The organism is Janthinobacterium sp. DSP2-3-3 (genome assembly GCF_049897325.1).
GTDB lineage: Bacteria > Pseudomonadota > Gammaproteobacteria > Burkholderiales > Burkholderiaceae_D > Janthinobacterium.
This window is the reverse complement of the sequence record NZ_JAFCWA010000007.1, coordinates 270,229-293,194: the sequence shown is the minus strand read 5'-3', so window position 1 is coordinate 293,194 and position 22,966 is coordinate 270,229. Positions and strand designations below refer to the sequence as shown.

The 22,966-nt window shown below is 63.3% G+C and carries 20 protein-coding genes and 1 pseudogene; 12 read left to right on the top strand and 9 right to left on the bottom strand.

Annotated elements, in window-relative coordinates; all coding sequences use genetic code 11:
- Positions 1-7: 7 nt before the first annotated feature.
- On the bottom strand, positions 8-832 hold the full coding sequence (locus ACP7DE_RS16425) for an IclR family transcriptional regulator (RefSeq protein WP_426073092.1): 825 nt from the start codon (positions 830-832) through the stop codon (positions 8-10).
- A 295-nt stretch (positions 833-1,127) separates the two neighbouring features.
- On the opposite strand from ACP7DE_RS16425, the gene ACP7DE_RS16420 reads away from it, so the two are divergent.
- Positions 1,128-3,110, top strand: coding sequence for a TonB-dependent receptor plug domain-containing protein (locus tag ACP7DE_RS16420; protein WP_426073090.1), 1,983 nt, complete (start codon positions 1,128-1,130; stop codon positions 3,108-3,110).
- A gap of 28 nt (positions 3,111-3,138) precedes the next feature.
- On the top strand, positions 3,139-3,678 hold the full coding sequence (locus ACP7DE_RS16415; protein ID WP_426073089.1) for a molybdopterin-dependent oxidoreductase: 540 nt from the start codon (positions 3,139-3,141) through the stop codon (positions 3,676-3,678).
- Between the two features lie 53 nt (positions 3,679-3,731).
- On the opposite strand, the gene ACP7DE_RS16410 is transcribed toward ACP7DE_RS16415, so the two are convergent.
- Genes ACP7DE_RS16410 through ACP7DE_RS16400 form a run of 3 tightly spaced genes read right to left on the bottom strand, consistent with a single transcriptional unit; the run spans position 3,732 to position 6,611 of the window.
- Positions 3,732-4,661 (bottom strand): alpha/beta hydrolase, encoded by a 930-nt coding sequence (locus ACP7DE_RS16410; RefSeq protein ID WP_426073088.1) that lies wholly within the window; start codon positions 4,659-4,661, stop codon positions 3,732-3,734.
- Positions 4,658-5,536 (bottom strand): alpha/beta fold hydrolase, encoded by an 879-nt coding sequence (locus ACP7DE_RS16405; RefSeq protein ID WP_426073087.1) that lies wholly within the window; start codon positions 5,534-5,536, stop codon positions 4,658-4,660. The genes ACP7DE_RS16410 and ACP7DE_RS16405 overlap by 4 nt, the downstream gene beginning before the upstream one ends.
- 13 nt (positions 5,537-5,549) lie before the next feature.
- Positions 5,550-6,611: a sugar phosphate isomerase/epimerase family protein gene (locus ACP7DE_RS16400; RefSeq protein WP_426073086.1), complete on the bottom strand. Its 1,062-nt coding sequence runs from the start codon at positions 6,609-6,611 to the stop codon at positions 5,550-5,552.
- Between the two features lie 139 nt (positions 6,612-6,750).
- Here ACP7DE_RS16400 and ACP7DE_RS16395 point away from each other — a divergent pair, with 139 nt between their 5' ends.
- Complete coding sequence (locus tag ACP7DE_RS16395; protein ID WP_426073085.1) at positions 6,751-7,347, top strand: TetR/AcrR family transcriptional regulator; 597 nt, start codon at positions 6,751-6,753, stop codon at positions 7,345-7,347.
- Between the two features lie 14 nt (positions 7,348-7,361).
- Here the strand turns inward: ACP7DE_RS16395 and ACP7DE_RS16390 are convergent, their stop codons facing one another.
- On the bottom strand, positions 7,362-7,733 hold the full coding sequence (locus tag ACP7DE_RS16390; RefSeq protein ID WP_426073084.1) for a flagellar basal body protein: 372 nt from the start codon (positions 7,731-7,733) through the stop codon (positions 7,362-7,364).
- Between the two features lie 391 nt (positions 7,734-8,124).
- On the opposite strand from ACP7DE_RS16390, the gene ACP7DE_RS16385 reads away from it, so the two are divergent.
- The 3 genes from ACP7DE_RS16385 to ACP7DE_RS16375 all read left to right on the top strand — a co-directional run bounded on the left by ACP7DE_RS16385 (position 8,125) and on the right by ACP7DE_RS16375 (position 11,339).
- Positions 8,125-9,612: an NYN domain-containing protein gene (locus ACP7DE_RS16385; RefSeq protein WP_426073083.1), complete on the top strand. Its 1,488-nt coding sequence runs from the start codon at positions 8,125-8,127 to the stop codon at positions 9,610-9,612.
- Positions 9,613-9,748: 136 nt separating this feature from the next.
- Positions 9,749-10,366, top strand: a complete 618-nt coding sequence (gene trhA, locus ACP7DE_RS16380) for a PAQR family membrane homeostasis protein TrhA (RefSeq protein ID WP_426073082.1) — start codon at positions 9,749-9,751, stop codon at positions 10,364-10,366.
- A gap of 91 nt (positions 10,367-10,457) precedes the next feature.
- On the top strand, positions 10,458-11,339 hold the full coding sequence (locus ACP7DE_RS16375) for a LysR substrate-binding domain-containing protein (protein WP_426073081.1): 882 nt from the start codon (positions 10,458-10,460) through the stop codon (positions 11,337-11,339).
- 15 nt (positions 11,340-11,354) lie between these two features.
- Here the strand turns inward: ACP7DE_RS16375 and ACP7DE_RS16370 are convergent, their stop codons facing one another.
- Both ACP7DE_RS16370 and ACP7DE_RS16365 read right to left on the bottom strand, forming a co-directional pair.
- A complete protein-coding gene (locus ACP7DE_RS16370; protein WP_426073080.1) occupies positions 11,355-14,240 on the bottom strand; it encodes a bifunctional diguanylate cyclase/phosphodiesterase in 2,886 nt (961 codons plus the stop codon).
- A gap of 154 nt (positions 14,241-14,394) precedes the next feature.
- A complete protein-coding gene (locus tag ACP7DE_RS16365; RefSeq protein ID WP_426073079.1) occupies positions 14,395-15,165 on the bottom strand; it encodes a transferase spermidine synthase in 771 nt (256 codons plus the stop codon).
- Between the two features lie 152 nt (positions 15,166-15,317).
- On the opposite strand from ACP7DE_RS16365, the gene ACP7DE_RS16360 reads away from it, so the two are divergent.
- Positions 15,318-15,593 carry a hypothetical protein gene (locus tag ACP7DE_RS16360; protein ID WP_426073078.1) on the top strand — a complete coding sequence of 92 codons (276 nt, stop codon included), beginning with the start codon at positions 15,318-15,320 and terminating at the stop codon, positions 15,591-15,593.
- Between the two features lie 37 nt (positions 15,594-15,630).
- Complete coding sequence (locus ACP7DE_RS16355; protein ID WP_426073077.1) at positions 15,631-16,782, top strand: diguanylate cyclase; 1,152 nt, start codon at positions 15,631-15,633, stop codon at positions 16,780-16,782.
- 6 nt (positions 16,783-16,788) lie between these two features.
- Here ACP7DE_RS16355 and ACP7DE_RS16350 read toward each other — a convergent pair whose 3' ends face one another.
- Complete coding sequence (locus tag ACP7DE_RS16350; RefSeq protein WP_426073076.1) at positions 16,789-17,127, bottom strand: hypothetical protein; 339 nt, start codon at positions 17,125-17,127, stop codon at positions 16,789-16,791.
- Between the two features lie 284 nt (positions 17,128-17,411).
- Here ACP7DE_RS16350 and ACP7DE_RS16345 point away from each other — a divergent pair, with 284 nt between their 5' ends.
- The 4 genes from ACP7DE_RS16345 to fdhD all read left to right on the top strand — a co-directional run bounded on the left by ACP7DE_RS16345 (position 17,412) and on the right by fdhD (position 21,799).
- Positions 17,412-18,494, top strand: coding sequence for a calcium:proton antiporter (locus ACP7DE_RS16345; RefSeq protein ID WP_071077959.1), 1,083 nt, complete (start codon positions 17,412-17,414; stop codon positions 18,492-18,494).
- 166 nt (positions 18,495-18,660) lie between these two features.
- On the top strand, positions 18,661-20,118 hold the full coding sequence (locus ACP7DE_RS16340; protein ID WP_426073075.1) for a Ppx/GppA phosphatase family protein: 1,458 nt from the start codon (positions 18,661-18,663) through the stop codon (positions 20,116-20,118).
- Between the two features lie 93 nt (positions 20,119-20,211).
- Positions 20,212-20,901, top strand: coding sequence for a hypothetical protein (locus ACP7DE_RS16335; RefSeq protein WP_426073074.1), 690 nt, complete (start codon positions 20,212-20,214; stop codon positions 20,899-20,901).
- 79 nt (positions 20,902-20,980) lie between these two features.
- On the top strand, positions 20,981-21,799 hold the full coding sequence (gene fdhD, locus ACP7DE_RS16330; protein ID WP_426073073.1) for a formate dehydrogenase accessory sulfurtransferase FdhD: 819 nt from the start codon (positions 20,981-20,983) through the stop codon (positions 21,797-21,799).
- A gap of 139 nt (positions 21,800-21,938) precedes the next feature.
- On the opposite strand, the pseudogene ACP7DE_RS16325 reads toward fdhD, so the two are convergent.
- Positions 21,939-22,826: pseudogene (locus ACP7DE_RS16325) on the bottom strand (hypothetical protein); the annotation flags it as partial.
- Positions 22,827-22,966: the final 140 nt, after the last annotated feature.

Sequence of the window (22,966 nt, the reverse complement as noted above, 5' to 3'; positions counted from 1 at the left end):
GCGCAGTCTAACCGCGGCCCAGGTTTTTTTCCACTCTCTTGACCAGGGCGACCAGGCGCGGTCCCAGGTCGGATTCGAGTTTTTCGCGCGATAGCAAAAAGGCGGGGCCGCCGCAATTGAAGGCCATCACCTGCTCGCCATCGGCACCCAGCATGGGCACGCCCACGGCATGCACGTCGTTCTGCCACTCGCCGGCCGAGATGCAAAAGCCCCTGTCCTGGTAATCCTTGAATCCTTGCTCAATGCCGGCCTTGATGCGCGGCCAGCGTTCCGTCTCGTGCACGCGTGCATGGTCCATCAGGTAGTCGCGTTCGGCCTGCGGCAGGATGCACAGCAGGGCCTTGCCCATGGCCGTCGTCATCAAGGGAATGCGCGAGCCGACGTCAAGGCGCAGGGTGACGTTGGCGCTGCTGCGGCAGGTTTCCACGTACACCATGCTGAGACGGTCGCGCGTGCCCAGCGACACGGAGGCTTGCGCATGTTCGGCCAGTTCTTCCATCAGCGGGCGCGCCATCTTGCGCACGTCGAGGTTCGACAGCATGCGGTAGCCGAGGGCCAGCACGCCGGCGCCCAGCTGGTACTTGCCCAGGCTGTCCGAGTAATTCAGGTAGCCCAGTTTGGTGAGGGTGTAGGTGAGGCGCGAAATCGTCGGTTTCGGGATGCCCGTGCGCTTGGCCATGTCCGCGTTCGACAGGAAGACTTCGCCGGGGCGAAAGCAGCGCAGTACTTCCAGCCCGCGCGCCAGCGCATTGACGAACTGGCGGTCCTTGCCTTCCTCGTCATCGCTGAAAACGATAAGTTCCGGATCGGCTGCGGCCTGAATATTGGTCATATTTGCTTTCATTTTCTGACTCCCTGAAAATCAGTTTGCCTAGCTGAATCTCGCATGTCAACCGTTTTGTGAAACATTCGTTCGCACAGCGAAATGTTGCGCTGCATGAAAAAGGCGTGAAATTTGACCTGCGCAAGTGTTTCCGGTCTTGTCGCTTGAGCATCGCTATATACGTCTGTATATTGCGCTGTTGGGTGACGGCCGCCGCATGCGTGGCCGCTTTTTTTGTACTTTTTTGTACTTTTTTGTATATCGCTATATAAGACGATATATAACGAATGGAAAGAACAAGACGATGTTGAAACAGGTAATGGCAGGCGCCGTGATGCTGGCGCTGGCGCAGCAGGCTGCTGGCAAGGAAGACGCGGATGCGGCGGCGTTCGTGCTGGGCACGGTGACGGTGATCGGCCAGCGCGACCAACTGGAGCAGGTGGCGCAGGTGGATGAGCAGCAAGTGGGTTCACAAGTGAGCCGCGCCGAAATGCGCCGCTTTAACCGCGACAATGTGGGCGATGCCCTCAATTTGCTGTCGGGCGTGTCGCTGTCGACCAATGCGCGTAATGAAAAAACCGTCGCCATCCGCGGCTTCGACTCTCGCCAGGTGCCCCTGTACATCGACGGCATTCCCGTCTACGTGCCGTATGACGGCTATGTCGATTTCAACCGCTTCAGCACGGCCGACCTGGCCGCCATCCAGGTGGCCAAGGGCTTCAGCTCCGTGGCGTATGGCGCCAATACCCTGGGCGGCGCCATCAACCTGATCTCGCGCAAACCCGCAGCGCGCCTTGAGGGCGATACCTCCATCGGTTTCGGCTCGGGCAGCGAGCGCCAGGTATCGGCCAACGTGGGCATGAACCAGGGCTTGTGGTATTTGCAGGCGGGCGTGTCGTACATCGACAGCGACGGTTTCCCCCTGTCGTCCGACTTCCGTCCCACAGCCACGGAAGACGGCGGCACGCGCAACAATGCCTACCGCAAGGACCATAAACTGTCGTTCAAGGTAGGTTATACGCCCGTGGGTGGGGACGAGTATGCATTGAGCTACTACAAGCAGCATGGCGAAAAGGGCCAGCCGCCATCGACCAATCCCGTCGGCGCGCGCTACTGGCAGTGGCCGTACTGGAACAAGGAAAGCGTGTATTTCGTCTCGCAGACGCGCCTGGGCGAGGCCGAGCGGCTGAAACTGCGGCTGTACCATGACAGCTACGACAATGAAATCACCTCCTACACGAACGGCAGCTACGCGACCCTGAAAACCAGCGGTCAGGGCAGTGTCAGCGGCGGGCGCAGCATCTATAACGACCGCACGAATGGCGGTGCGGTGGAACTCGAATCGTTCCGCCTGGCCGCGCACAGCCTGCGCTTCGTCGCCAGCGTCAAGGCCGATGAACACCAGGAACTGGACGCCAAAGGCGTGCGCAATACCTGGTACAAGGATGCCCTGTGGACCCTGGGCGCGGAAGACAGCATCGCCCTCAACGTGGCGACGGAACTGTCGCTGGGCGTGTCGCGCAATGCACTGCGCCCGGACACCGTCTACAGTGCCGGCAATGCGTATACCTTGCCGAGTAATCAATCGGCCACCGACCTGCAGGCGGGCCTGTTCCACAAGATCGGCGCCGAGGCGCGCATGTACGCCACCGTGGCGCGCAAGTCGCGCCTGCCGACCTTGAAAGACCGCTACTCGCAGCGCCTTGGCACGTATATTGAAAACCCGGCCTTGAGCGCGGAAGAAGCGATGAACTATGAGCTGGGGTATCAAGGAAACTCGCAGGGCGCCAAGGTGGAAGTTGCGCTGTTCTACAGCGACGTGAAGGACAAGATCCAGAGCGTGGCGAATGTCTCGGGTGTGCGCGCGCAGATGCGCAACGCGGGCCGGGCGCATATCAGCGGCGTGGAACTGGGCTTGCGTGGCCGCGCCGGTGCCTGGCTGGATGTCGGCAGCAACTACACGTATACGGACATGAAAAATGTCAGCGACCGCGCAATCCGCCTGACGGACGTGCCACGCCACAAGCTGACGGCGCACGCCGTGCTGCACGCGGCGCGCCAGGTCGACGTGGTGGCCATCGCGGAATCGAACAGCGGGCGCTGGGTCTCGAACACTTTGGAACTTGGCGGTTTTACGACGCTGAACCTGAAGGCCGTGTACCGCCCCTTGCCGGCATGGACGCTGGAAGCGGGCGTGGCGAACCTGGGCGACCGCAATTATGCGCTGTCCGACGGCTTCCCCAGCGCCGGGCGCACCTGGCTGGCCAATGCACAGTCCCAGTTCTGATTTTAACTGTTCAATGAAAGGACATAGCATGTTCAAGAAAATATTTGCTGCTTGTACAGCGGCGTCGTTGCTGGCGGCGGCACCGGCCGCGTGGTCGGCACCCGCTGCCGCGCGCGACAACATGAGCCACGCGCTCGCCGTGACGGGCATGGTGGAAACGCCTTTGATCCTGAAGGTGGCCGACCTGCGCCAGCTGCCGCCCGCGAATGGCGGGGAAATCGCCGTCACGCGCCACAACGGCGACAAGGCCGAGACCATCACCAGTTACAAGGGTGTGCGCCTGCGCGACATCCTCGACAAGGCGGTGCTCGATGCGCCGGGGCATAACGACGTCAAGAAGCTCGCCATCATCGCCACGGCGACCGATGGCTATGCGGTGGTGTTTTCCTGGGGCGAGCTGTATAACGCGCCGGCCGGCGAGGGCGTGATCGTCTACTACGAAAAAAACGGCAAGGCGCTCGACGACAACGATGGCGAGATCGCCCTCATCTCGGCGAAAGACATGCGCACGGGTCCGCGCCACGTGAAATGGTTGAATGGCATTGAGGTGCGCAAGCTGGTGGATTGATAGGCGCCTGCAATGAAGCATCCCGCCACGGAGCACTCCGTGGCGGGATTTTTTTATGCGGCCAGCGCTTGCCGCATGGCCTGGCCCGCCACGTCGAACAGGCCGCGCGCCGCTGGCGTCAGGCCCAGCATGTGCATCGATGCATGGACCATGCCGTCGAGCTGCACGCATTGCGCCGCCACGCCGTCATCGCGCAAGCGCCGCGCAAACGCCGCGCCTTCGTCATGCAGCGGATCGAATTCGCACACCAGCACGGTCGCCGGCGGCAAGTCCTTGAGCGACGCGGCCCGCAGGGGCGCCGCGTAAGGCTGCATGCCGTCAGCCGGCTCGTTCAGGTACGCCGACCAGCAAAAGCGCATGGCTTCGCGCGTCAGCGAATGGCCATCCGCATAGCGCTGGTAGGACGGCGTGTCGAAGGCAAAATCGAGCGCCGGGTACAGCAGCAACTGGTGCGCCAACGCGGGGCCGGCCTGGTCGCGCGCCATCAGTGCTGCTGCCGCAGCCAGGTTGCCGCCCGCACTGTCGCCGCCCACGGCCAGGCGTCGTGCATCGATGCCCAGCGCCGTGGCGTGCTCGGCGACCCAGCACAGCGCCGCGTAAAAGTCGTCCAGCGGCACGGGGAACTTGTGCTCGGGCGCCAGCCGGTAGTCGACGGAAAAAATCACGCAGCCGGTGACGTTGGCCAGCGCGCGGCACGGATTGTCGTACAGATCCAGCGAACACAGGCACCAGCCGCCGCCATGCGCGAAGACGATGGCCGGCAGAGGCTTGCCCGTATCCGCGCCGACCGGCACATAGGCGCGCACGGTCAGCGCATGCTCGCCCGGCAGCACATAATCCTTGATCGACGCGACGTCTTCCAATGGCCCATGCAGCTGGCGCAAGCCCGTTTCCGTGGATGCGCGCAAGTCTGCCAGCGAGGCGGGGGGCGGCGCATCCCTAGTCTGTTCCAGCCAGACAGCGATCAGCGGATCGAGGCTCATGCGTTGTTTCCTGACTTTTCTCCCGCCAGGAAGGGCAGCAGGTGGGCGATGAACGCTTCCGGCTGTTCTTCCATGATGAAGTGCCCGCATTCGGCGACGATGGCGCCTTGTAAAATGTCGGCCTTGCCCTGCATGGTCAGCAGGGGGGCGTCATTCGTCGCGTGGTCGGCGCCGATGGCCAGCACGGGCATCGGCAGGCTGTGTTTTGCCCGCTCCAGGTTTTGCCGGATGGTTTCGGGAATGGCGCGGTAGTAGGCGAAGCCCGCGCGCAGGGCGCCCGGCGTGGCGTAGGCGTCCGCATACACGTCGACGGCCACCTTGTCGCGGCGGTACGACCAGCGGTCGAAAATGAAGCGGATGTATTCGCGCTCCTTGCCCGCCGTGAGCATTTCCGGCAAATCGAGCACCTGGTTGAACATGAAGTGCCACAGGAAGATGTTGTCGGACGGCGCCACGAAGATGGGCGGCGCGGGCGCCAGGCCGGGTATCACGGCTTCCGTCAGCGCCAGTTTTGTCACGGCCTGCGGAAAATCGCTGGCCAGCGCATAGCCCACCCACATGCCGATGTCGTGTCCCACCACATCGTACTGCGCGTGGCCCAGGGCCAGCATGGCGCGGTGCAGGGTGGCCGCCACGGCGCCCGTATCGTAGCCATCGGCCGGGCGGCTGGAGTGACCGCTGCCTGGCGGGTCGATGGCAATGGCCTGGTAGCCATTGGCCGCCAGGGCCGCCATCACGTGGCGCCAGGCATACCAGGTCTGCGGCCAGCCGGGGATCAGGAGTACGGGTGTGCCTTCGCCGGCAATCACGCAATGCAGGCGCTGGCCGTCGATGCGGACGTAATCATGTGTAAATTCGTGGGTAAAATCGTTCATAGGGTTTCCTTGTTTAGTTGTGCTCGATGCCCAGCAGGGTATTGATCTGTTGCGCGCTGACGGGGGCGCCGGCGAAGTCGTCGAAGATCTTGCCGGTCACGGGAATGATGTGGGCATTGATGAAAGCCACGCCCTCGCGCGCGCCCACTTCCTGGTCCTTCAGGCAGCATTCCCATTCCAGCGTGGCCCAGCCCGCGTAGTCGTTCTGTGCCATCTTCGAAAAGATCGCCTTGAAATCGACCTGGCCATCGCCCAGCGAACGGAAACGCCCGGCGCGGTTTTCCCACGACTGGTAGCCGCCGTAGATGCCTTGCCGTCCCGTCGGATTGAACTCCGCATCCTTCACATGGAACATGCGGATGTGGTCCTTGTAGATATCGATGAATTCCAGGTAGTTCAGCTGCTGCAGCACGAAGTGGCTGGGGTCGAACAGCATCTTGCAGCGCGGATGGCGGCCCACGCGCTCATAAAACATCTCGAAGCTGATGCCGTCATGCAGGTCTTCGCTGGGGTGGATTTCATAGCACAGGTTGACGCCCTGTTCTTCGCACACGTCGAGGATGGGCAGCCAGCGGCGCGCCAGTTCGTCGAAGGCCGTTTCGATCAGGCCGGGCGGGCGTTGCGGGAACGGGAACAGATAAGGCCAGGCGAACGAGCCGGAAAACGTGCCCATTTCCGTCAGGCCCAGGCGTTTCGAGGCCATGGCCGCCAGCTTGACCTGTTCGATGGCCCACGCCGTGCGCGCCGCCGGCTGGCCGTGCAGGTGTTCCGGCGCGAAGCTGTCGCACAGCGCGTCGTAGGCCGGATGCACGGCTACCAGTTGGCCGAAGATGTGCGTCGTCAGTTCGCTGATGACCAGGCCATGGCCGGCCAGCATGGCGACCAGCTCGTCGCAGTATTGCTGGCTGTGCGCAGCTTGCGCCACGTCGAACAGGCGTGCATCCCAGGCGGGAATCTGCAAAGCCTTGAAGCCCATGCCGGCCGCCCACTCGGCGATGGCAGGCAGGGTGTTGAAGGGCGCCGTGTCGGCGGCGAATTGGGCCAGGTGCAGGCTGGGTCCTTGGATGGTTTTCATATCGGCTCCTATTGTTTGTCGATCGACAAAGAATAGGCGAAATTTTTTGCGCGGTCAAGGTGCAACTGCAAAATAAATCGCAAATACAGTGGCATGCCAGGCGTTATACTGGCCGCCAGTTTGCAAGCAGAGGATCAGAATGGCAGGAAGACCGAGGGAATTCGACCGCGCGCTGGCGCTGGCAAAAGCGCGCGACGCATTCTGGACGCGCGGCTACGAGGGTGTATCGATGGCCGACCTGGTGGCGGCGCTGGGCATCGCCTCGGCGCGCATCTATGCGGCGTTCGGCTCGAAGGAGCAGTTGTTCCGCGAAGCCGTGGAGCTGTACGAGTCGGGCGAGGGCGCGTTTGCCGTGCACGCGCTGGCCGCCAGCTTGAATGTGCGCGACGCGGTGGCGCGCATGCTGGAAGAAGCGGTGCTGCTGTACACGCGCAGTGGCCAGCCGCAAGGCTGCATGGTGGTCACGGCCGCCACGAATACGAGTGCGGAAAACGCCGGCATCGCCGACTGGCTGGCGCAACATCGCCGAGCGCGCACGCAAGCCGTCATCGAGCGCTTGCGCGCGGCGCAGCTGGCGGGAGAGTTAACAGGGGAAGCGGACGTGCAGGCGCTGGGCGATTATTATGCGGCGCTGCTGCATGGCTTGTCGGTGCAGGCGCGGGACGGCATTCCGGCCGAACGGCTGCTGGCGCTGATTGCGCCTGCCATGGCGCCGCTGTCGCTGGTTATGATGTAGATAGTCTCAGGGCTTCAAGTCTTGACGTCGATCAGGCTGCCCAAGGCTTGGTCGGCCGCCTTGACGACATTCGCCGACAGGTTGAAGCCGGCCTTGTAGACCAGGTTATCCGTCAGTTCGGACGCCAGGCCCACGCCGTTCGGCCGGCTTTCAGCCGCCTTGACCGCATTCGCATTGGCGCCGCTGACGCTTTCGCTGGCAGCCAGCTTGCGCCCTTCGACGGAGAGCGTGACGCCCGTGCCGGCCGGGCTGGCTTCCTGGAAGTTGGCCGATTGCGGCTGGAAGCCCGGCGTATTCGCATTGGCGATATTGTTGGCGGCCACATCCAGCGCGCGCTGGTTGGCGGTCAGCCCCGAGGTACCGGTGGTGAGGGCGGATATGGACATGAAAACTCCTTCGCAATGCACCTAGTGTACTCCTGCCGGTGGGGACAATGTGGTGGCATAAGGCAATAATTTTTTCGCAGCTGGTGGCCACAAAAATAGGTGCGTCATGTCGTTTTAATATTGTTCTGTGGTACTCACTGTCTGGGCAGGCAGGGAAGTCATCTGCGGAGTCTGCGATTTTCCACCTGGTTTGCCTTATTCCAGTTGTATTAGGTCGATGAAAGCGTCGTTTGGCCGGTTGCCGGCGCCAGTGCGCGCGCCGCCGGCGGCGCGCAATAGGCTGCCGCGCACGATAGTTGTCGCCGAAACGGGGGATGGGCGAATATACTAGGCGAAAAGGGAGGCGTTGCGCTTCCCGTCAGCCCTTATCATCCAGCGAGAATTCATCCTTATGGCGTCATCCCCAGAAAACCTCAGCATGGCCGTGTTTTGCGACTTCGAGAACGTCGCGCTCGGCGTGCGAGATGCAAATTACGAAAAATTCGATATCAAGCCCATCCTCGAACGCTTGCTGCTCAAGGGCAGTATTGTTGTCAAGAAGGCATATTGCGACTGGGACCGTTATAAAAGTTTCAAGGGCACCATGCATGAGGCGAACTTCGAGTTGATCGAAATTCCCCACGTGCGCCAGTCCGGCAAGAATTCGGCCGATATCCGCCTGGTGGTCGATGCGCTGGACTTGTGCTACACCAAGGCCCACGTCAACACCTTCGTCATCATCAGCGGCGATTCCGATTTTTCGCCGCTGGTGTCGAAGCTGCGCGAGAACGCCAAGCAGGTGATTGGCGTGGGCGTCAAGCAGTCGACCTCCGACCTGCTGGTGGCGAACTGCGACGAATTCATTTTCTACGACGACCTGGTGCGCGAGAGCCGCCGCACGGCCGCCAAGCGCGACGCGCGAGACACGCCAACCGCCAAGCGCTCGCCCGACGAAGAACTGCGCCGCAAGGAAAAGTACGAGTTGCGCAAGACGGAAGCGATCGAAATGGCCGTCGAAACCTTCGACGCGCTGGTTTCCGAGCGCGGCGACAGCGGCAAGATCTGGGCCTCGATGCTGAAAGAAGCGATCAAGCGCCGCAAGCCGGACTTCAGCGAATCGTATTACGGTTTCCGCACCTTCGGCAACCTGCTGGAAGAGGCGCAGACGCGCGGCTTGCTGGAATTCGGCCGTGACGAGAAATCGGGCGCGTATGTCTACCGCAGCAGCGGCCTGGTGGCCGTGCCGGCTGCCGTGAACGCGGATGCAGCCAGCGAGACAATCGCCAGTGGCGAGACCGGCGTGACGGCGGAAGAGGGCAACAGCCGCGAAGGCGGCAGCCGCCGCGATTCGCGCCGCAATGGCCGTGGCGGCCGCAAGCAGAACGAACAACGCCGCGGTGAAGCGCCACAGGCCTTCGTTCCGGTGGCCGAGGCCGAATCGGTCGTCGCCGTCATGGAGCAGTATGCGCCGGCGCCGCAGCCGGAGGTCGCGCACGAGGTGGCCGAAGCCGTGGCCGAAGAGGGCAACGCCAAGCGCGGTTCGCGCCGCAATGGCCGTGGTGGCCGCAAGAATGGCGATGGCGCCCGTGAAGCGCGCGCCGAGGCGGTCGAGGTGGCAGTGGTGGAAGCCATGCCTGCGCCAGTGCCTGAACCTGTAGCCGAAGTGCTTGTGGAAACCGTCGCCGAAGCCAAGCCTAAGGCCAAGCCTCGCACACCGGCCCGCAAGGCGGCAGCATCGAAAAAGCCGGCCAAGAAAGCGCTTGACGCCGTGCTGGAAGTAGCGCCTGTTGTCGCAGCGGCACCGGTGGAAGTGGCCGTCGTGGCGGAAGACCAGCCGGCCAAGGCGCCGCGCAAGACCCCGGCGCGCCGTCCCGCGCGCAAAAAGGCGGAAGCAGCTTGATAGTCTGAGCAGCAATAAGCGGGGCGGCAATCGCATGCGCCCCGGCTTTTCCAGGCCCTGCCTTGCGCAAACCGCGCACCCCGATCTCCCCAAGCGTGTACGATGAGCCTGTTTTTAACGCAGCGGGCGGTCAAGCATGTACCACGGTGAACGGTTCAACAGCATTTCCCATACGGTGGGCGCCGCGCTGGCGGCCATCGGCGGCGTCATCCTGATCGTCGCTGCGGCCCGCACGGGCGACCCCTGGAAAATCGTCAGCTGCAGCGTGTATGCGGCCATGCTGCTGACCCTGTACCTCACTTCCACCCTGTACCACAGCGTGCGCGGCAAGGCCAAGGTCGTGCTGCAGCGGCTCGACCATTGCGCCATCTACCTGCTCATCGCGGGAACCTATACGCCCTTCATGCTGGTGACCCTGCGCGGGCCATGGGGCTGGTCGCTGTTCGGCGTCGTCTGGGGCCTGGCCCTGCTTGGCATCGTGCAGGAATATGTGTACGCGAAAGGCGCGCGCATCCTGTCGCTGGTGATTTACGTGGCCATGGGCTGGCTGGTCGTGATCGGCATCAAACCGCTGCTGGCGGCGCTCGAGTGGAACGGCTTCCTGTGGCTGGTGGCAGGCGGGCTGTGCTATACGGGCGGCATTGTCTTTTACGCCACCGACCATAAGCTGCGCCATGGCCACGGCATCTGGCATTTGTTCGTGCTGGCGGGCAGTAGCTGTCATTTTATCGCCATTTTGTTCTACGTTGCCTGACGTAGTGTGTTGCCATCACTGTTGCCGTGATTCCATTATAATGGCGTGATATGTGAAAATCGCGCAACAATGCGGCAATATTAAGGCAGCAATGGATATCAATTCGGACGACCTGAAAATCTTCGTCACCGTCATCGACAGCGGCACCCTGAGCGCGGCTGCCGTGCACCTGGGACAAACCACCTCGGGCGTCAGCCGCGCCCTGTCGCGCCTGGAAGACAAGCTGGCCACCTCGCTCTTGACGCGCACCACAAGGCGCATGGAGCTGACGGAAGAGGGGCAGCTGTTCCTGGACAAGGCGCGCGCCATCCTCGCCTCGATGGAGGATGTGGAGGAATCGATCCGTATCCGCCGCCAGAAGCCGGCCGGGCGTTTGTCCGTGGACGCCGCCTCGCCCTTCATGCTGCATTGCGTGGTGCCCCACGTGGCCGAGTTTCGCGCCATGTACCCGGACATCCGCCTGGAACTGACCAGCAACGACCAGATCGCCGACCTGCTCGAGCACCGCACCGATATCGCCATCCGCATCGGTGCCCTGGTCGACTCGACCCTGCATGCGCGCCCGCTGAGTGCCAGTCCTTTGCACGTGCTGGCCACGCCCGCCTACCTGGCGCGCCACGGCGAGCCGGCCGCGCCGGAAGACCTGGCCAGCCATGCGCTGCTGGGTTTTGCGCAATATGAACTGGGCAATCACTGGCCGCTGCGCCACGATGCCGGCAACAGCCTGCAGATCGTGCCTGCGCTGGCCGCTTCCAGCGGCGAAACCTTGCGCCAGTTGGCGCTGCATGACCAGGGCATCGTCTGCCTGTCCGACTTCATGACGAGGGACGACATCGCGGCCGGGCGCCTGGTGAAGGTGCTGCAGCCGTTCTACACGGGCTACCGCCAGCAGATCCACGCTGTGTATTACCGCAATACGCAACTGGCGCAGCGCATCAGCTGCTTCCTCGAATTCCTGCAGCAAAAGCTGTAGGCCCGCGCAGTATGCTCAGGCCAGGGCGCCGGTATCGTGGATGGCTGCCCGCAGCAGGACTTCCACCTCGTGCGCGGGCAGCGGGTGGCTGAAATAAAAGCCTTGCGCTTCGTCGCAGCCGTGCTGGCGCAGGTAGTCCAGCTGTTCCACCGTTTCCACACCTTCGGCCACCACGCGCAGCTTCAAATTGTGCGCCAGGGCGATGATGGAGACGACGATGGCAGCGTCGTCCGCGTCGCGCGCCACGTCGCCCACGAAACTGCGGTCGATCTTCAGCACGTCGATGGGGAAGGTGCGCAGGTAGGCGAAGCTGGAATAGCCGGTGCCGAAGTCGTCGATCGACAGCTGCACCCCCAGTGCCTTCATGTCGTGCAGCTGGCTGACGGCCAGCGCCACGTCGTGCATGAACAGGCTTTCCGTCAGTTCCAGTTCCAGGCAGGCGGGCGGCAGGCCCGTTTCAAGCAGCACTTCGGCGATCGAGGCGACCAGGTTCGGCTCGTTGAACTGGCGCGCCGACAGGTTCACGGCCAGGCGTAGCTGGCCCAGCCCGGCCGCATGCCATGCCTGCATCTGCGCGCATGCCTGGCGCATGACCCAGGCGCCGATCGGCACGATCAAACCCGTATCTTCTGCCAGCGCGATGAAGCGCTGCGGGGCTACCATGCCCAGGTCCGGGTGTTGCCAGCGCAGCAGCGCTTCCACGCCGACGATGCGCCCGCTGGCCAAGTCCAGCTGCGGCTGGTAATGCAGCACGAACTGCCCGCGCTCCAGCGCGTTGCGTAGCGCGGTCTCGATGCGCAGGCGCTCCAGTGTGGCCTGGTTCATGGCCGTGGTGTAGAACTTGATGTTGTTGCGGCCCTGTTTCTTGGCGCAGTACATGGCGATGTCGGCCTGTTCGATCAGGTTCTGCGTCTCGCCATTCAAAGTCGCGTCGCCGGGGGCGTCGTAGCGCGACATGTCGTAGACGGCCACGCCGATGCTGCAGGTGACAAAAAATTCCTTGCCGTCGAGCAATACCGGCTGGGCCACCGCATCCATCAGGCGCTGCACGATGGCGCCGCTGAGCACTTCGTCGGCCTGTTCGCACAGGATAGCGACGAATTCGTCGCCGGACAGGCGCGCCACTGTGTCGCTTTCGCGCAGGCTGGCCTGCAGGCGCGCGGCAATGGTTTTCAATAGCAGGTCGCCGGCCTTGTGGCCCAGGCTGTCATTGACGAACTTGAAGCGGTCGAGGTCGATCAACAGCACCCACAGCGCGCGGTTCTTGCGGCGCGACAGGGCCATCGCTTGCGCCAGGCGGTCGCGCAGCAGGGCGCGGTTGGGCAAGCCCGTCAGCACGTCGTGGTGGGCGATGTGCTGGATTTGCTGCTCGGCCAGCTTGCGTTCCGTGATTTCGGACCCCGTGCCCCGGTAGCCGCGAAATTCGCCCAGCTCGTTGAATAGCGGTTCGCCGTTGATGCTGAACCAGCGCAGCTGGCCATCGCGGTCTTTCATCGCATATTCGAGGTTGGAAAAGGGCAGGTGCGCTGCCAGGTTGGCGATATGCTGCTTGCCCCAGCGCGAATTGCGCATCTCCGGGTTGTTTTCCCAGCGCGTCATGCCGATGAAGCGTTCCAGCGGCATGTTCGACTTGTCCGTAAAACCGCTGGTGATGTGGGTGAAGCAGAAGTTGGCATCCTGTTCCCAGTACCAGTCCGAGGACAGGGCCAGCAGGCGGCGGAAACGTTTCTCGCTTTCCTGTAAGGCGCGTTCCGTGCGCTGGCGCGCCCGCACGTCGGCGCTGAGCAGCTCATTGCTGCGCTTGAGGTCGGCCGTGCGCTGTTCCACCAGCAGCTGCACGCGGCGCGAGCGCTGCGTCAGCGACTGCACGAAGGCGGCCGTCAGCATGCTGAACAGCAAGCCCGTGATCAGGGTGAACAATGAACCCAGGTGCTCGGCCAGGAAGGGGCGCGGATGGGCCACCACGCGCACATGCCAGGGCCGGCCGGCGGATGAAAATGCCCGGTCATAATGGCTGTGATAAGCAAACTGCAGCCAGCGTGGCAGCGATTCCCAGGCGCCGCCCGCTTCGTCGGCAGGTGCCTGGCCATGCCGGAAGATCATCTGGCGCGGGTCGGCGCCAGCGTCCGCGTAGACGCTGAGTTCAAGCTGCGGGTCGCCCAGCAGGTCGGCGCCGGCGAGGATTTTCTGCACCAGTTCTCCGGCGCGGACGATGGCCGCCGTATCGCCAATCAGCGCCGCGCGCCGCTGCTGCACCGTTTGCAGCGGCATGCCGTGGCGGTACACGGGGCGCAGGATGACGAAGCCCTGCTGCGGTCCCTGCGCCAGGGCCAGCAGGCTGGTGGCGGTGGTCTGGCCGCTGATGATGGCTTGTTCCAGCGCGCGCGCCAGCAAGCCGTTCGGGCTGACGTTCAAGCCGAAGGCAGGGCGGTTACCCTGCAAGGGTTCAAGGTAGTCCACCACCAGGTAGCTGGCGCGCGTTGTCGCGGGCACAACGACGCCGTCGCGCATTTCCGTCATGGCGTAATCGGGCACGATGCGCCGCAGTTCGGCCTCGAATGCGGCGCGCTGCGCATGCGGCACGAGGCGGTGAAAATTGAAGGCCTGGATGAAAGGGTGGCGCTGCAGCAGCGGCGTGGTGAAGTCGTGGAACTGCTCGCGCGTGACGGGCATGACGGCAGCAAACAGCTGGTTGGTCGTGGTCAGCACCTCGACCGCATCGTCGAGTCCCTGCTCGATGGCGGCCACGCGCGCGCCCGCGCGCTGCTGCAGGCTCAGACTCATCTTGTCGTACTCGAGCTGGCTGATGGCGGCGAAGAGCACGGCGGTGATGCTGACGCCGCAGGTAAAGGTCAGCGCGGCCGCGGCAGAGATCGACAATGGCAGGCGGCCACGCAGCATGTTTTTTCCTATCTCACTTCATGGATACTTGAATTCGGCGGCGCCTGCCGGCCCCGCGCAGGCAGTAGTTTGTCATAAACCACATCCATCATGCTGATTTTGTACCAAATTACTACTAATAAGCAACAACATCCATGGCCGGGGAAGACGACTTTCAGCCCCTGCCCGCGCCTGACTGCTGACGCACCCGCCACAACTGCCATGCGGGCAGCACGCGGTTCAGGAACGCCAGGCCGCACATCCGCCGCCAGCGCACCAGGCGCACGATGCGCAGTGCTCGGCCCGCCCCGCGCTTGTCTGGCCTGGCGGCGAAGACGATGCGGTTGTTGCCGGCGATGCCATCGAAGTGGCACACGGCGCCGCGGAAGGTGAGCAGCAGGCGCGCCAGCATGGCGGGGTACTGCTCGTCATAACTGAACAGGTTGGCCACCAGCACGCCGCCGGGCAGCAGGGCGCGCAGGCAGTCCGCATAGAAGCGCGCGCTGCCCAGTGCGGGCGGCAGGCCCGTTTCATCGTAGCCATCAAGCAGCAGCACGTCGGCGCAGCCCGGATGCTGGCGGATATAGCTGACCGCGTCCGTTTCGATGATGCGCAAGCGCGCGTCGTCGGGCGGCAGCATGAACTGCTCGCGCAGGGCGATCACGTCGGCGCGCAATTCCAGCACCGTGATGCGCGCCTCGGGCAGGTAGCGGTGGCAGAACTTCAGCAGCGAGCCGCCGCCCAGTCCCACCATCAGGATATGCCGGGGACGCGGCACGAACAGGGTGAAGCACATCATGGCGCGCGCATAGCGCAGCAGCAGATGATCGGGGCGCGACAGCAGCATTTCGCTCTGGATCATGCCTGGTTGGAATTCCAGGCGACGCCGGTCGCCGCAGGTATGCACCTGGGGCGCGCGCACGGCAGGTAATTTGCTATCCGACATAGGACGACTTCGCTGAGTGGACAGGGGGAGATGCTTTGTTGCATTCAGAGAAATCTGATAAGCTCCCGTGAGCATACCCGATTAATCCGCGCCGAGCATGTGTAATGGCGCGCGGCGGCACGGCCGCGCAGTCGGGCACCATGGAGACAAGCATGTTTTTGGATCACCCCATCATTACGGCGACGAACAGTTTTACCGAGCCTGACCGCATCGAGCGGCTGACGCGCGTGTACGGTTACGCGGCGGCGCTGGCCGACCAGGCCGACAATGTCGGATTCATTGAAAAAGTAGCGCAGATCCACGATCACAAGGGCACCCTCATCGTGTTTTGGCATGAGGCGCCCAGCGAAGTGGAAAAGCAGTATTTCGTGCAGGCGTGGGCCAGCAAGGTCGGCGACGGCAGCAGCAATGTCGAACACGAAATCTGATCTGGCGCGCCGCGCCTGCGCATCGATAGTGTAGCCCATGGATATCAAGACCCTGGTACTGGCCCTGGCACTCGGCAACCTGAGCCTGTGCGCGGCCCTGTTCTTCTTCGAGTACGAGCGCAAGAAGTCGCTCAGCATGTCTACCTGGGCGGTAGCCAAGCAGTGCCAGGCCGTGGCCTGGTGCTTGCTGTATTTCCGCGGCGTGCTGCCTGATTTCCTCTCCATCTTGCTCGGTAACAGCCTGCTGTTTGCCGGCATGGCGCTCGACGCGGGCGCGCTGTGGCAGGCGGCCGGGCGCAGCGGCTGGCGCCGCTATGTATTGCCGGCGCTGGGACTATCGGTGGCGCTGTTTGCCGCCTGCTATCTGTTCGACGTGGCGCCCCTGTTGCGCAGCGCCGGCGGTTCGCTGATCGTGGCCGGCTTCTTCCTCGCCGGCGTGGCCGCGCTGTGCCTGAAATGGCGCGAGGCGAGCATGCTGCGCCGTTTCCTCGTCGTCAGCATGGGCCTGCTGTCGCTGCTGATCGCCGCGCGCGGCGTGCTCGCCGCCGCCGTCCCCGCTTTTGATGCCGAGCTGCTGCAGCTGGCCGGTTTTGGCGCCCTGTACCTGATGATGCTGACGAACGCCTTCGGCTACCTGCTGCTGTCGCGTGAAAAACTGGGCGGCGAACTGGCGCGCCTGGAAGTGCTCGATGCGGCCACGGGCGTGCCGAACCGGCGCGGTTTTTACCAGGCGCTGGCGCCGTGGATGGCGCTGGCGCGCCGGCCCGGCTTGCCGACGGCGCTGGTGGTACTCAATATCGACCATTTCAAGCGCGTCAACGACAGCTATGGCCATCCGGTGGGCGACGCGGTACTGAAAACCATCGTCGACACGTGCCGTCAGCAACTGCGCGACAGCGACCTGATGGGTCGCCTGGGGGGCGCCGAATTCGCCATCCAGCTGCCGCGCACGACCCTGGCCGATGCGCTGATGGTGGCCGAGCGCATCCGCGCTGCCGTCGAAGTGCTGCCCGTCAAGACGGAGCGCGCCGTGCTGCAACTGACGGCCAGCCTGGGCGTGACCACCATCCGCGCCGAAGACAGCACCGTCAGCCTGTTCAAGCGGGCCGACGAGGCGCTGCAGGCGGCCAAGCAGGCGGGCCGCAACAGGGTGGTCGAGGCGCAGGGCGCCAGCACCTTGGATATTTAAATCGGCTTACTTCTTGGGCGACCCCAGCCAGCTGGGTTCCTTGCCGCATTCCCTGCTCAAGAACAAGGCGTCGAGGCCGGGATCGCAGCGCCTGTCAGGCGCCTTCATCGGCTCCACGTTCAACCATTCACTCCTGGGCAGGATCTTTTCTTCGCGTGGCGCCACCGGTGGCGCAGGCGGCAGGCTGTCTTGCCACCTTGGTGCGGCGGCAGGCGCAGGCGGGGTGGCCCAGTTTGCATCAAGCTGCGCTGTGGGCGCTGGCGGCGTGTCCGCATGTGCGGCGGCGCACAGCAAGCTGCCCGCGAAGATGAACGTACGCATGGCGGCACTGTTTACTGAAATCATGGTCTGTGCTTGATCGGTGCCGGGAGGGCGGGCCTGCATTATGACGGCAGCCGGAAGCAAAAAAACAAGGAAATTGCAACGGCATGTTACCAAAGGGACTATAGTTACCAATAGCAAGCAGGTGCACTGCAGCAAGGTAGTCGAGACGCGGGGCGCCGGCAGCCGGACGTGTGCATTGCCTAACTTTCATTTAAGCTAAGCAAGTTATGCTATGGCGCGCACGCTGGGCTCCCCTTTGCCGTCCGCACCGCAGTTCCCCTTTTTTTACTCTTGCCAGGCCCATAATGAAAATGCTTAAATCCCTGCCTGTATGGCCGCTTGCCGCCCCCCTTGCCGGTTGGCTGTTCCTGTTCGGTTCCACCTTCAATGTCGGCGGCGCCTACCAGATCCTGCTGGTGGCGGGCCTGATCGGCAGCGTGCTGGCCGCCGTGTACCACGCGGAAGTGGTGGCGCACCGCATCGGCGAACCGTATGGCACCCTGGTGCTGGCGCTGGCCGTGACCCTGATCGAGGTGGCGCTGATCGTCTCGCTGATGCTGGCCGGCGGACCGGAAACGACGGGACTGGCGCGCGACACGGTGTTTGCCGCCATCATGATCATTTTGAACGGCATCGTCGGCATCTGCCTGCTGCTGGGCGCCGGGCGCCACCGCGAGCAGACTTTCGGCCTGCTGGGCGTGAGTGCCTCGCTGGCCACCCTGGCGGCCATCGCCATCCTGACGCTGGTGCTGCCAAATTATACGTCCAGCGCCGCCGGACCCTATTACAACTCCAGCCAGCTCATTTTCATCGCCGTCATCTCGCTGGTCCTGTACGGCACTTTTGTGCTGGTGCAGACGGTGCGCCACCGCGACTACTTCCTGCCCAAGGAAGCCGTCGGCGATGAGGAGGTGCATGCTGCGCCGCCGACGCCCACCGTCGCCTGGGTCAGCGCCGGCGCGCTGCTGGTGTGCCTGGGCGCCGTGGTGCTGCTGGCCAAGTCGCTGGCGCCCGCGCTGGAGACGGCGATTGCCGCCATGGGCGCGCCAAAGACATTGGTCGGCATCGTCATCGCCGCCATCGTGCTGCTGCCCGAAGGCCTGGCCGCCGTGCGCGCCGCGCGCGCCAACCGTTTGCAAACGAGTCTGAATCTGGCACTCGGCTCCGCACTGGCCAGCATCGGCCTGACGATTCCCGCCGTGGTGGTGGTATCGCTGGCCACGGGCCTGACGATTACCCTGGGACTCGATATCAAGTCGACAGTGCTGCTGTTGTTGTCGCTGATGGTGGCCACACTGTCGCTGGGTACGGGCCGCACCACGGTGATGCAGGGTACCGTGCACCTGGTGATTTTTGCTGTTTATCTGTTCACTACCATCGTGCCCTAAGCGTCGTCGCCGTACGACTTCTTGTCACAATCCTGTCACGCCGCTGTCATACGATGAGGGTAGTGTGGTAGGATTTTTAAATCGTTTAAATGATTTATATAATTTACTAATTGAGTTTGCCAATTTTTTGGCGCTTGGTACAGCAAAGACAAGACAAGAGGCCAGTATGTATGCAGCGGTGGACCTGGGGTCCAACAGTTTTCGTTTACACGTCGGCAAGCATGATGGCGACACCATACGCGTGGTCAAGAGCGTGCGCGACCCGATACGCCTGGCCGCCGGCCTCGATGCCAATGGCGACCTGACAGAGGCGGCCATGCAGGGGGCGCTGGCCTGCTTGCAGCGCTTTCGCGCCATCCTCGCCGGCTTCGAGCTCGATGCCGTGCGCGTGGTGGCCACGTCGGCCATGCGGGTGGCGCGCAACGGCGCCGTCTTCCTGCCGCTGGCCGAGCAAGCCATCGGCCATCCGATCGAGATCATCTCGGGTGAGGAAGAGGGGCGTTTGATTTACATGGGCGTGGCCAATGCGCTGGCCATTCCCGGCGAACGTCGGCTGGTGATGGATATCGGCGGCGGTTCGACCGAACTGATACTGGGGCGCGGCAACGATATCGAACGCGTCGAATCCTTCAGCCTGGGCACCGTCAAGCAAAGCCTGTCGTTCTTCATCGGCGGGCGCATCGACGCGCCGTCGTTCGAGGCGGCCATCCTGTCGGCGCGCAGCCATTTCGAAGATGCCGCCCCGCCTTACCATACGCAGCACTGGAAGACGGCCTACGGCTCTTCCGGCACCATCCGCACGATCGCCGACATCATCGCCCGCAACAAGCTGGGCGATGGCTTGCTCACCAGCGCCAGCCTCGATGCGCTGGCGCGGCGCTTCATCGAGCTGGGTCACACCAGCCGCATCGACATGCCCGGTCTGCGCCCCGACCGCGCCAGCACCATTGTCGGCGGCCTGGCCATCTTGATCGGCCTGTTCCGCGAACTGGCCATTCCCGTCATGACGCCGATCGAGGCAGGCTTGCGCATGGGCGTGATGTGGGATTTGTATCTGCGTTCGACCAAGCGCGACCGCCGTGAACAGTCGGTGCAGGGCTGCATGGAGAAATTCCATATCGACCAGCAGCGCGCCGGCCGGGTGGCCGAACAGGCACTGACCATGTACGCGCAGCTCAAGCCCACGTCCGATGCCCTGGTGAAATGCCTGCGCTGGAGCAGCCTGCTGCACGAAGTGGGGCTGGCCGTGTCGCAGACGGGCTACCACAAGCACGCATCCTACATCGTGGAAAACGCGGACTTGCCCGGTTTTACCACGCGCGAACAGAAGACCATGAGCCGGCTGATCCTGGCGCAGAAGGGCAATTTGCGCAAGATCGGCGAAGTGCTGTCCGACCCTGATTTTGCCAAGGCCGTGCTGGCGTTGCGCCTGTCGATTCTGCTCATGCATGCGCGCATCGAAGCCGATTTCAGCGAACTGCGGCTGCGCATGAAGAGCCGCATCGAGCTCGACATCAAACGCGGCTGGGTGGCGCACCATCCCACCGTGTCGTTCTGGATCGAGAAGGAGCAGGAATTCTGGGATGAGGTCGGGGTCGATTTCACCATCCGTGCCAGCGCCTAGGAGGCCATGCCGTTCGCATGGCTTGATGTGCAGCAAGCAAGTTTTCAAAAAAGAGTATATATTGTTTATATTATTTATTAGATTGGATAATCCATGACCAAAACCGTTCCAGTGAAAAAAGCCGACAGCGCGACCGTATCGATGTTCCCCACCAGCGCCTCGATCAATGCGGCAGCGGCCAAGGCCGCACCGGCCGCCAAGCCTGCCGTAAAACCGGCCGCCAAGCCGGCCGCCAAGCCGGTGGCAAAAGCCGCCGCCAAGCCAGTGGCCGCCAAGCCCGCCGCAGCGAAGCCGGTAGCAGCAAAGCCTGTCGCTGCCAAGCTGGCGACCAAGGCTGTCGTGGCCAAACCAGTCGCCAAAGCCGCTGCCAAGCCGGCTGCCAAGGCGGAGGTGAAAGCCGTTGCCAAACCGGCGGCCAAGGTTGCTGCGAAACCAGCCGCCAAGGCCGTCGCCAAGCCGGCAGTGAAAGCCGCCGTCAAACCGGTAGCCAAAGCCGCTGCCAAGCCGGCCGCCGCAAAAAAAGCGCCGGCCGCCAAGGTTGCCGCCGTCAAGGAAAAAGCCCGCAAGCCGAAACTGGTGCGCGACAGCTTCACCATGCCGGAAGCGGAGTATGAAGTTTTGGGCCAGGTCAAGAAAGCTTGCCTGAAGGCCGGTTTCGAGATCAAGAAAAGCGAATTGCTGCGCATCGGCGTGGCGCTGATCAGCCAGATCGATCTGGCGACCCTGCAAAATGTGCTGGCCGGCTTGCCGCAGCTGAAAACGGGCCGTCCGAAGAAGGATTGATGGCGCGAGCGGAGGGGCCACCCCCCGCTTGCCCATTCTGGTTTACCATGGGGCCTGTGATAGTTCCCCCATGGTTGCCATGTCAGAAGAAATCAGTATTGATCGCGCCGGCTTTGTCGAGCGCGCCATCGTCCGCCACCACGCGGGCGACTCCACTGCCGCCATCGACCACGTCGCCGAAGAAATCCCCGTCGCGCTGGTCTTCAATGGCATTTCCCACGTCGTCATGATGGCTACCCCGCGTGATCTGCAAGCGTTTGCCTATGGTTTCGCGCTGACGGAAGGCGTGGTCGCTTCTGCCGGCGCCATCTTCGACTGTGAAGTCTTCCTGCGCGCCGATTCCGCCGAAGTGGCACTGACCATTGCGCAGGAGGATTTCGTGCGCCTGAAGGACCGGCGCCGCGCGCTCACGGGCCGCAGCGGCTGCGGCGTGTGCGGCATCGACAGCATCGACATGCTCGACTTGCAGCCCGAAGCGCTGCCGCCGTCCCTGATTCAGGTCGACTTGCCCGCCGCGCTGGCGCGCGCGTCGAGCGGCTTGCGCGAACACCAGGCACTGATGCAGGCAACGGGCGGCGTGCATGCGGCCGCGTGGTGCACGCCCGACGGCGATATCGTGCACGTGTTCGAGGATATCGGCCGGCATAACGGCCTGGATAAACTGATTGGCCACCTCGCACTGAGAGGCACCGACATGCGGCGCGGCTTCGTCTTCTTGTCCAGTCGCGGCAGCTACGAGCTGGCGCGCAAGGCGGCGCGCATGCAGATTCCCTTGCTGGCGACCATTTCCGCCCCCAGTTCGCTGGCCATTTCCATCGCCACGCAGGCGGGCATGAAGCTGGTGGGCTTTTGCCGCCAGGATGCTTTCGTCGACTACACTCCCGGCATCGCGCTTTAAGTTCCGCTGGGTTCCAGCGCTACGGGGACGGATTTCGACGTCGGTGCGCCACGCCATTGTCCCACGCGCTGATCATATCTGCCAGCTCGCCATCGGCAAAGCCCAGCATGGCGATATCTTCCTTGTTGGCGAAGACGACCTTGCGCGTGCCGTACACCCCGCGGTAGCGGTCATCCATGCCGTAAATGGTGGTGTTGTACTGGTCGTGCGAGCGCGTACTCATCAAGACCATCAGGCGTTCCCCATGGCGCGACGTTGTAGTCGTAAAAATCGTCAAACACCTTTTCGATGTCGTCGCGGATGCGCGCGTAGTCGGCAGCATACGCGCGCCAGTCCACCAGGGCGCAGCCGACCGTCGCTTCGGCCATGCCGGCCACGATGGCCACTTCCGAGCGCAGTTGCGGCGAAGCGGGTGTATTGCGGCCGTACGAGATATGCACCATGCGCATCGAGTCTTCCACCGTCATGCCTTGCGCCAGGCCGCCCTGCAGGTCGATTTCCGTGCGCCCCAGGGTGGGCCAGCAGCAAGTCTTCCTTGCCGATGACCAGGTGGTTGCGATTGAGCTTGGTGGCCATCTGCACCGTCAGCGCGCAGCTGCGCAGGGCGGCGCAAGTGAGGGGCGTAGGCGTCGTTTCCTGCGATGGGCACATAGCGGTCGCTGCCCGCGTCGTAGGCCATCGGTTCGGTCAGCCGGCCGTGCTGTTCCAGCGCATAGTCGGACTGTTCCAGCAGTTGCGTTACGGTGGTGTTGGCAAACAGGTCCGGACCGGTGCGGCGGCTGGTCGCTTCCGCTGCGACGGCCTTGGTGCCGTTTTCGCAAAAGGCAAACGTGGAAGCGTGGTTGCGGTCTGGCCAGGCGCAGCCGGGGCAGTCGAAGCCGTCCGGCTGGTTTTGCGCCAGCAGGGCTTTCAGATTGCCGGGCGCCACCCGTTCCTGGCGCAGGCTGATGGCCACGTGTTTCAAGGCATCCCAGCCGGCGGCCGGCTTGGTATAGGGCGTGATGTGGGGGGCGTCCCGGTCTTTCATCCTGTTTTCCTGCCGGGCGAGTGTGGTAATTATGCACGATCCCCGAATGACATTGACTTGCGTCATGGAAATGACATTCGGCTGTCATTTTCCTGACATATTAGACAAGTACGCTGGAGTCGTCTTGATCACAGGGGATG

Excerpts from the sequence above, each read along its gene's own strand:
- ACP7DE_RS16425 (WP_426073092.1), bottom strand. The coding sequence starts at position 832 with ATGACCAATATTCAGGCCGCAGCCGATCCGGAACTTATCGTTTTCAGC.
- ACP7DE_RS16420 (WP_426073090.1), top strand. The coding sequence starts at position 1,128 with ATGTTGAAACAGGTAATGGCAGGCGCCGTGATGCTGGCGCTGGCGCAG.
- ACP7DE_RS16415 (WP_426073089.1), top strand. The coding sequence starts at position 3,139 with ATGTTCAAGAAAATATTTGCTGCTTGTACAGCGGCGTCGTTGCTGGCG.
- ACP7DE_RS16410 (WP_426073088.1), bottom strand. The coding sequence starts at position 4,661 with ATGAGCCTCGATCCGCTGATCGCTGTCTGGCTGGAACAGACTAGGGAT.
- ACP7DE_RS16405 (WP_426073087.1), bottom strand. The coding sequence starts at position 5,536 with ATGAACGATTTTACCCACGAATTTACACATGATTACGTCCGCATCGAC.
- ACP7DE_RS16400 (WP_426073086.1), bottom strand. The coding sequence starts at position 6,611 with ATGAAAACCATCCAAGGACCCAGCCTGCACCTGGCCCAATTCGCCGCC.
- ACP7DE_RS16395 (WP_426073085.1), top strand. The coding sequence starts at position 6,751 with ATGGCAGGAAGACCGAGGGAATTCGACCGCGCGCTGGCGCTGGCAAAA.
- ACP7DE_RS16390 (WP_426073084.1), bottom strand. The coding sequence starts at position 7,733 with ATGTCCATATCCGCCCTCACCACCGGTACCTCGGGGCTGACCGCCAAC.
- ACP7DE_RS16385 (WP_426073083.1), top strand. The coding sequence starts at position 8,125 with ATGGCGTCATCCCCAGAAAACCTCAGCATGGCCGTGTTTTGCGACTTC.
- trhA (WP_426073082.1), top strand. The coding sequence starts at position 9,749 with ATGTACCACGGTGAACGGTTCAACAGCATTTCCCATACGGTGGGCGCC.
- ACP7DE_RS16375 (WP_426073081.1), top strand. The coding sequence starts at position 10,458 with ATGGATATCAATTCGGACGACCTGAAAATCTTCGTCACCGTCATCGAC.
- ACP7DE_RS16370 (WP_426073080.1), bottom strand. The coding sequence starts at position 14,240 with ATGCTGCGTGGCCGCCTGCCATTGTCGATCTCTGCCGCGGCCGCGCTG.
- ACP7DE_RS16365 (WP_426073079.1), bottom strand. The coding sequence starts at position 15,165 with ATGTCGGATAGCAAATTACCTGCCGTGCGCGCGCCCCAGGTGCATACC.
- ACP7DE_RS16360 (WP_426073078.1), top strand. The coding sequence starts at position 15,318 with ATGTTTTTGGATCACCCCATCATTACGGCGACGAACAGTTTTACCGAG.
- ACP7DE_RS16355 (WP_426073077.1), top strand. The coding sequence starts at position 15,631 with ATGGATATCAAGACCCTGGTACTGGCCCTGGCACTCGGCAACCTGAGC.
- ACP7DE_RS16350 (WP_426073076.1), bottom strand. The coding sequence starts at position 17,127 with ATGATTTCAGTAAACAGTGCCGCCATGCGTACGTTCATCTTCGCGGGC.
- ACP7DE_RS16345 (WP_071077959.1), top strand. The coding sequence starts at position 17,412 with ATGAAAATGCTTAAATCCCTGCCTGTATGGCCGCTTGCCGCCCCCCTT.
- ACP7DE_RS16340 (WP_426073075.1), top strand. The coding sequence starts at position 18,661 with ATGTATGCAGCGGTGGACCTGGGGTCCAACAGTTTTCGTTTACACGTC.
- ACP7DE_RS16335 (WP_426073074.1), top strand. The coding sequence starts at position 20,212 with ATGACCAAAACCGTTCCAGTGAAAAAAGCCGACAGCGCGACCGTATCG.
- fdhD (WP_426073073.1), top strand. The coding sequence starts at position 20,981 with ATGTCAGAAGAAATCAGTATTGATCGCGCCGGCTTTGTCGAGCGCGCC.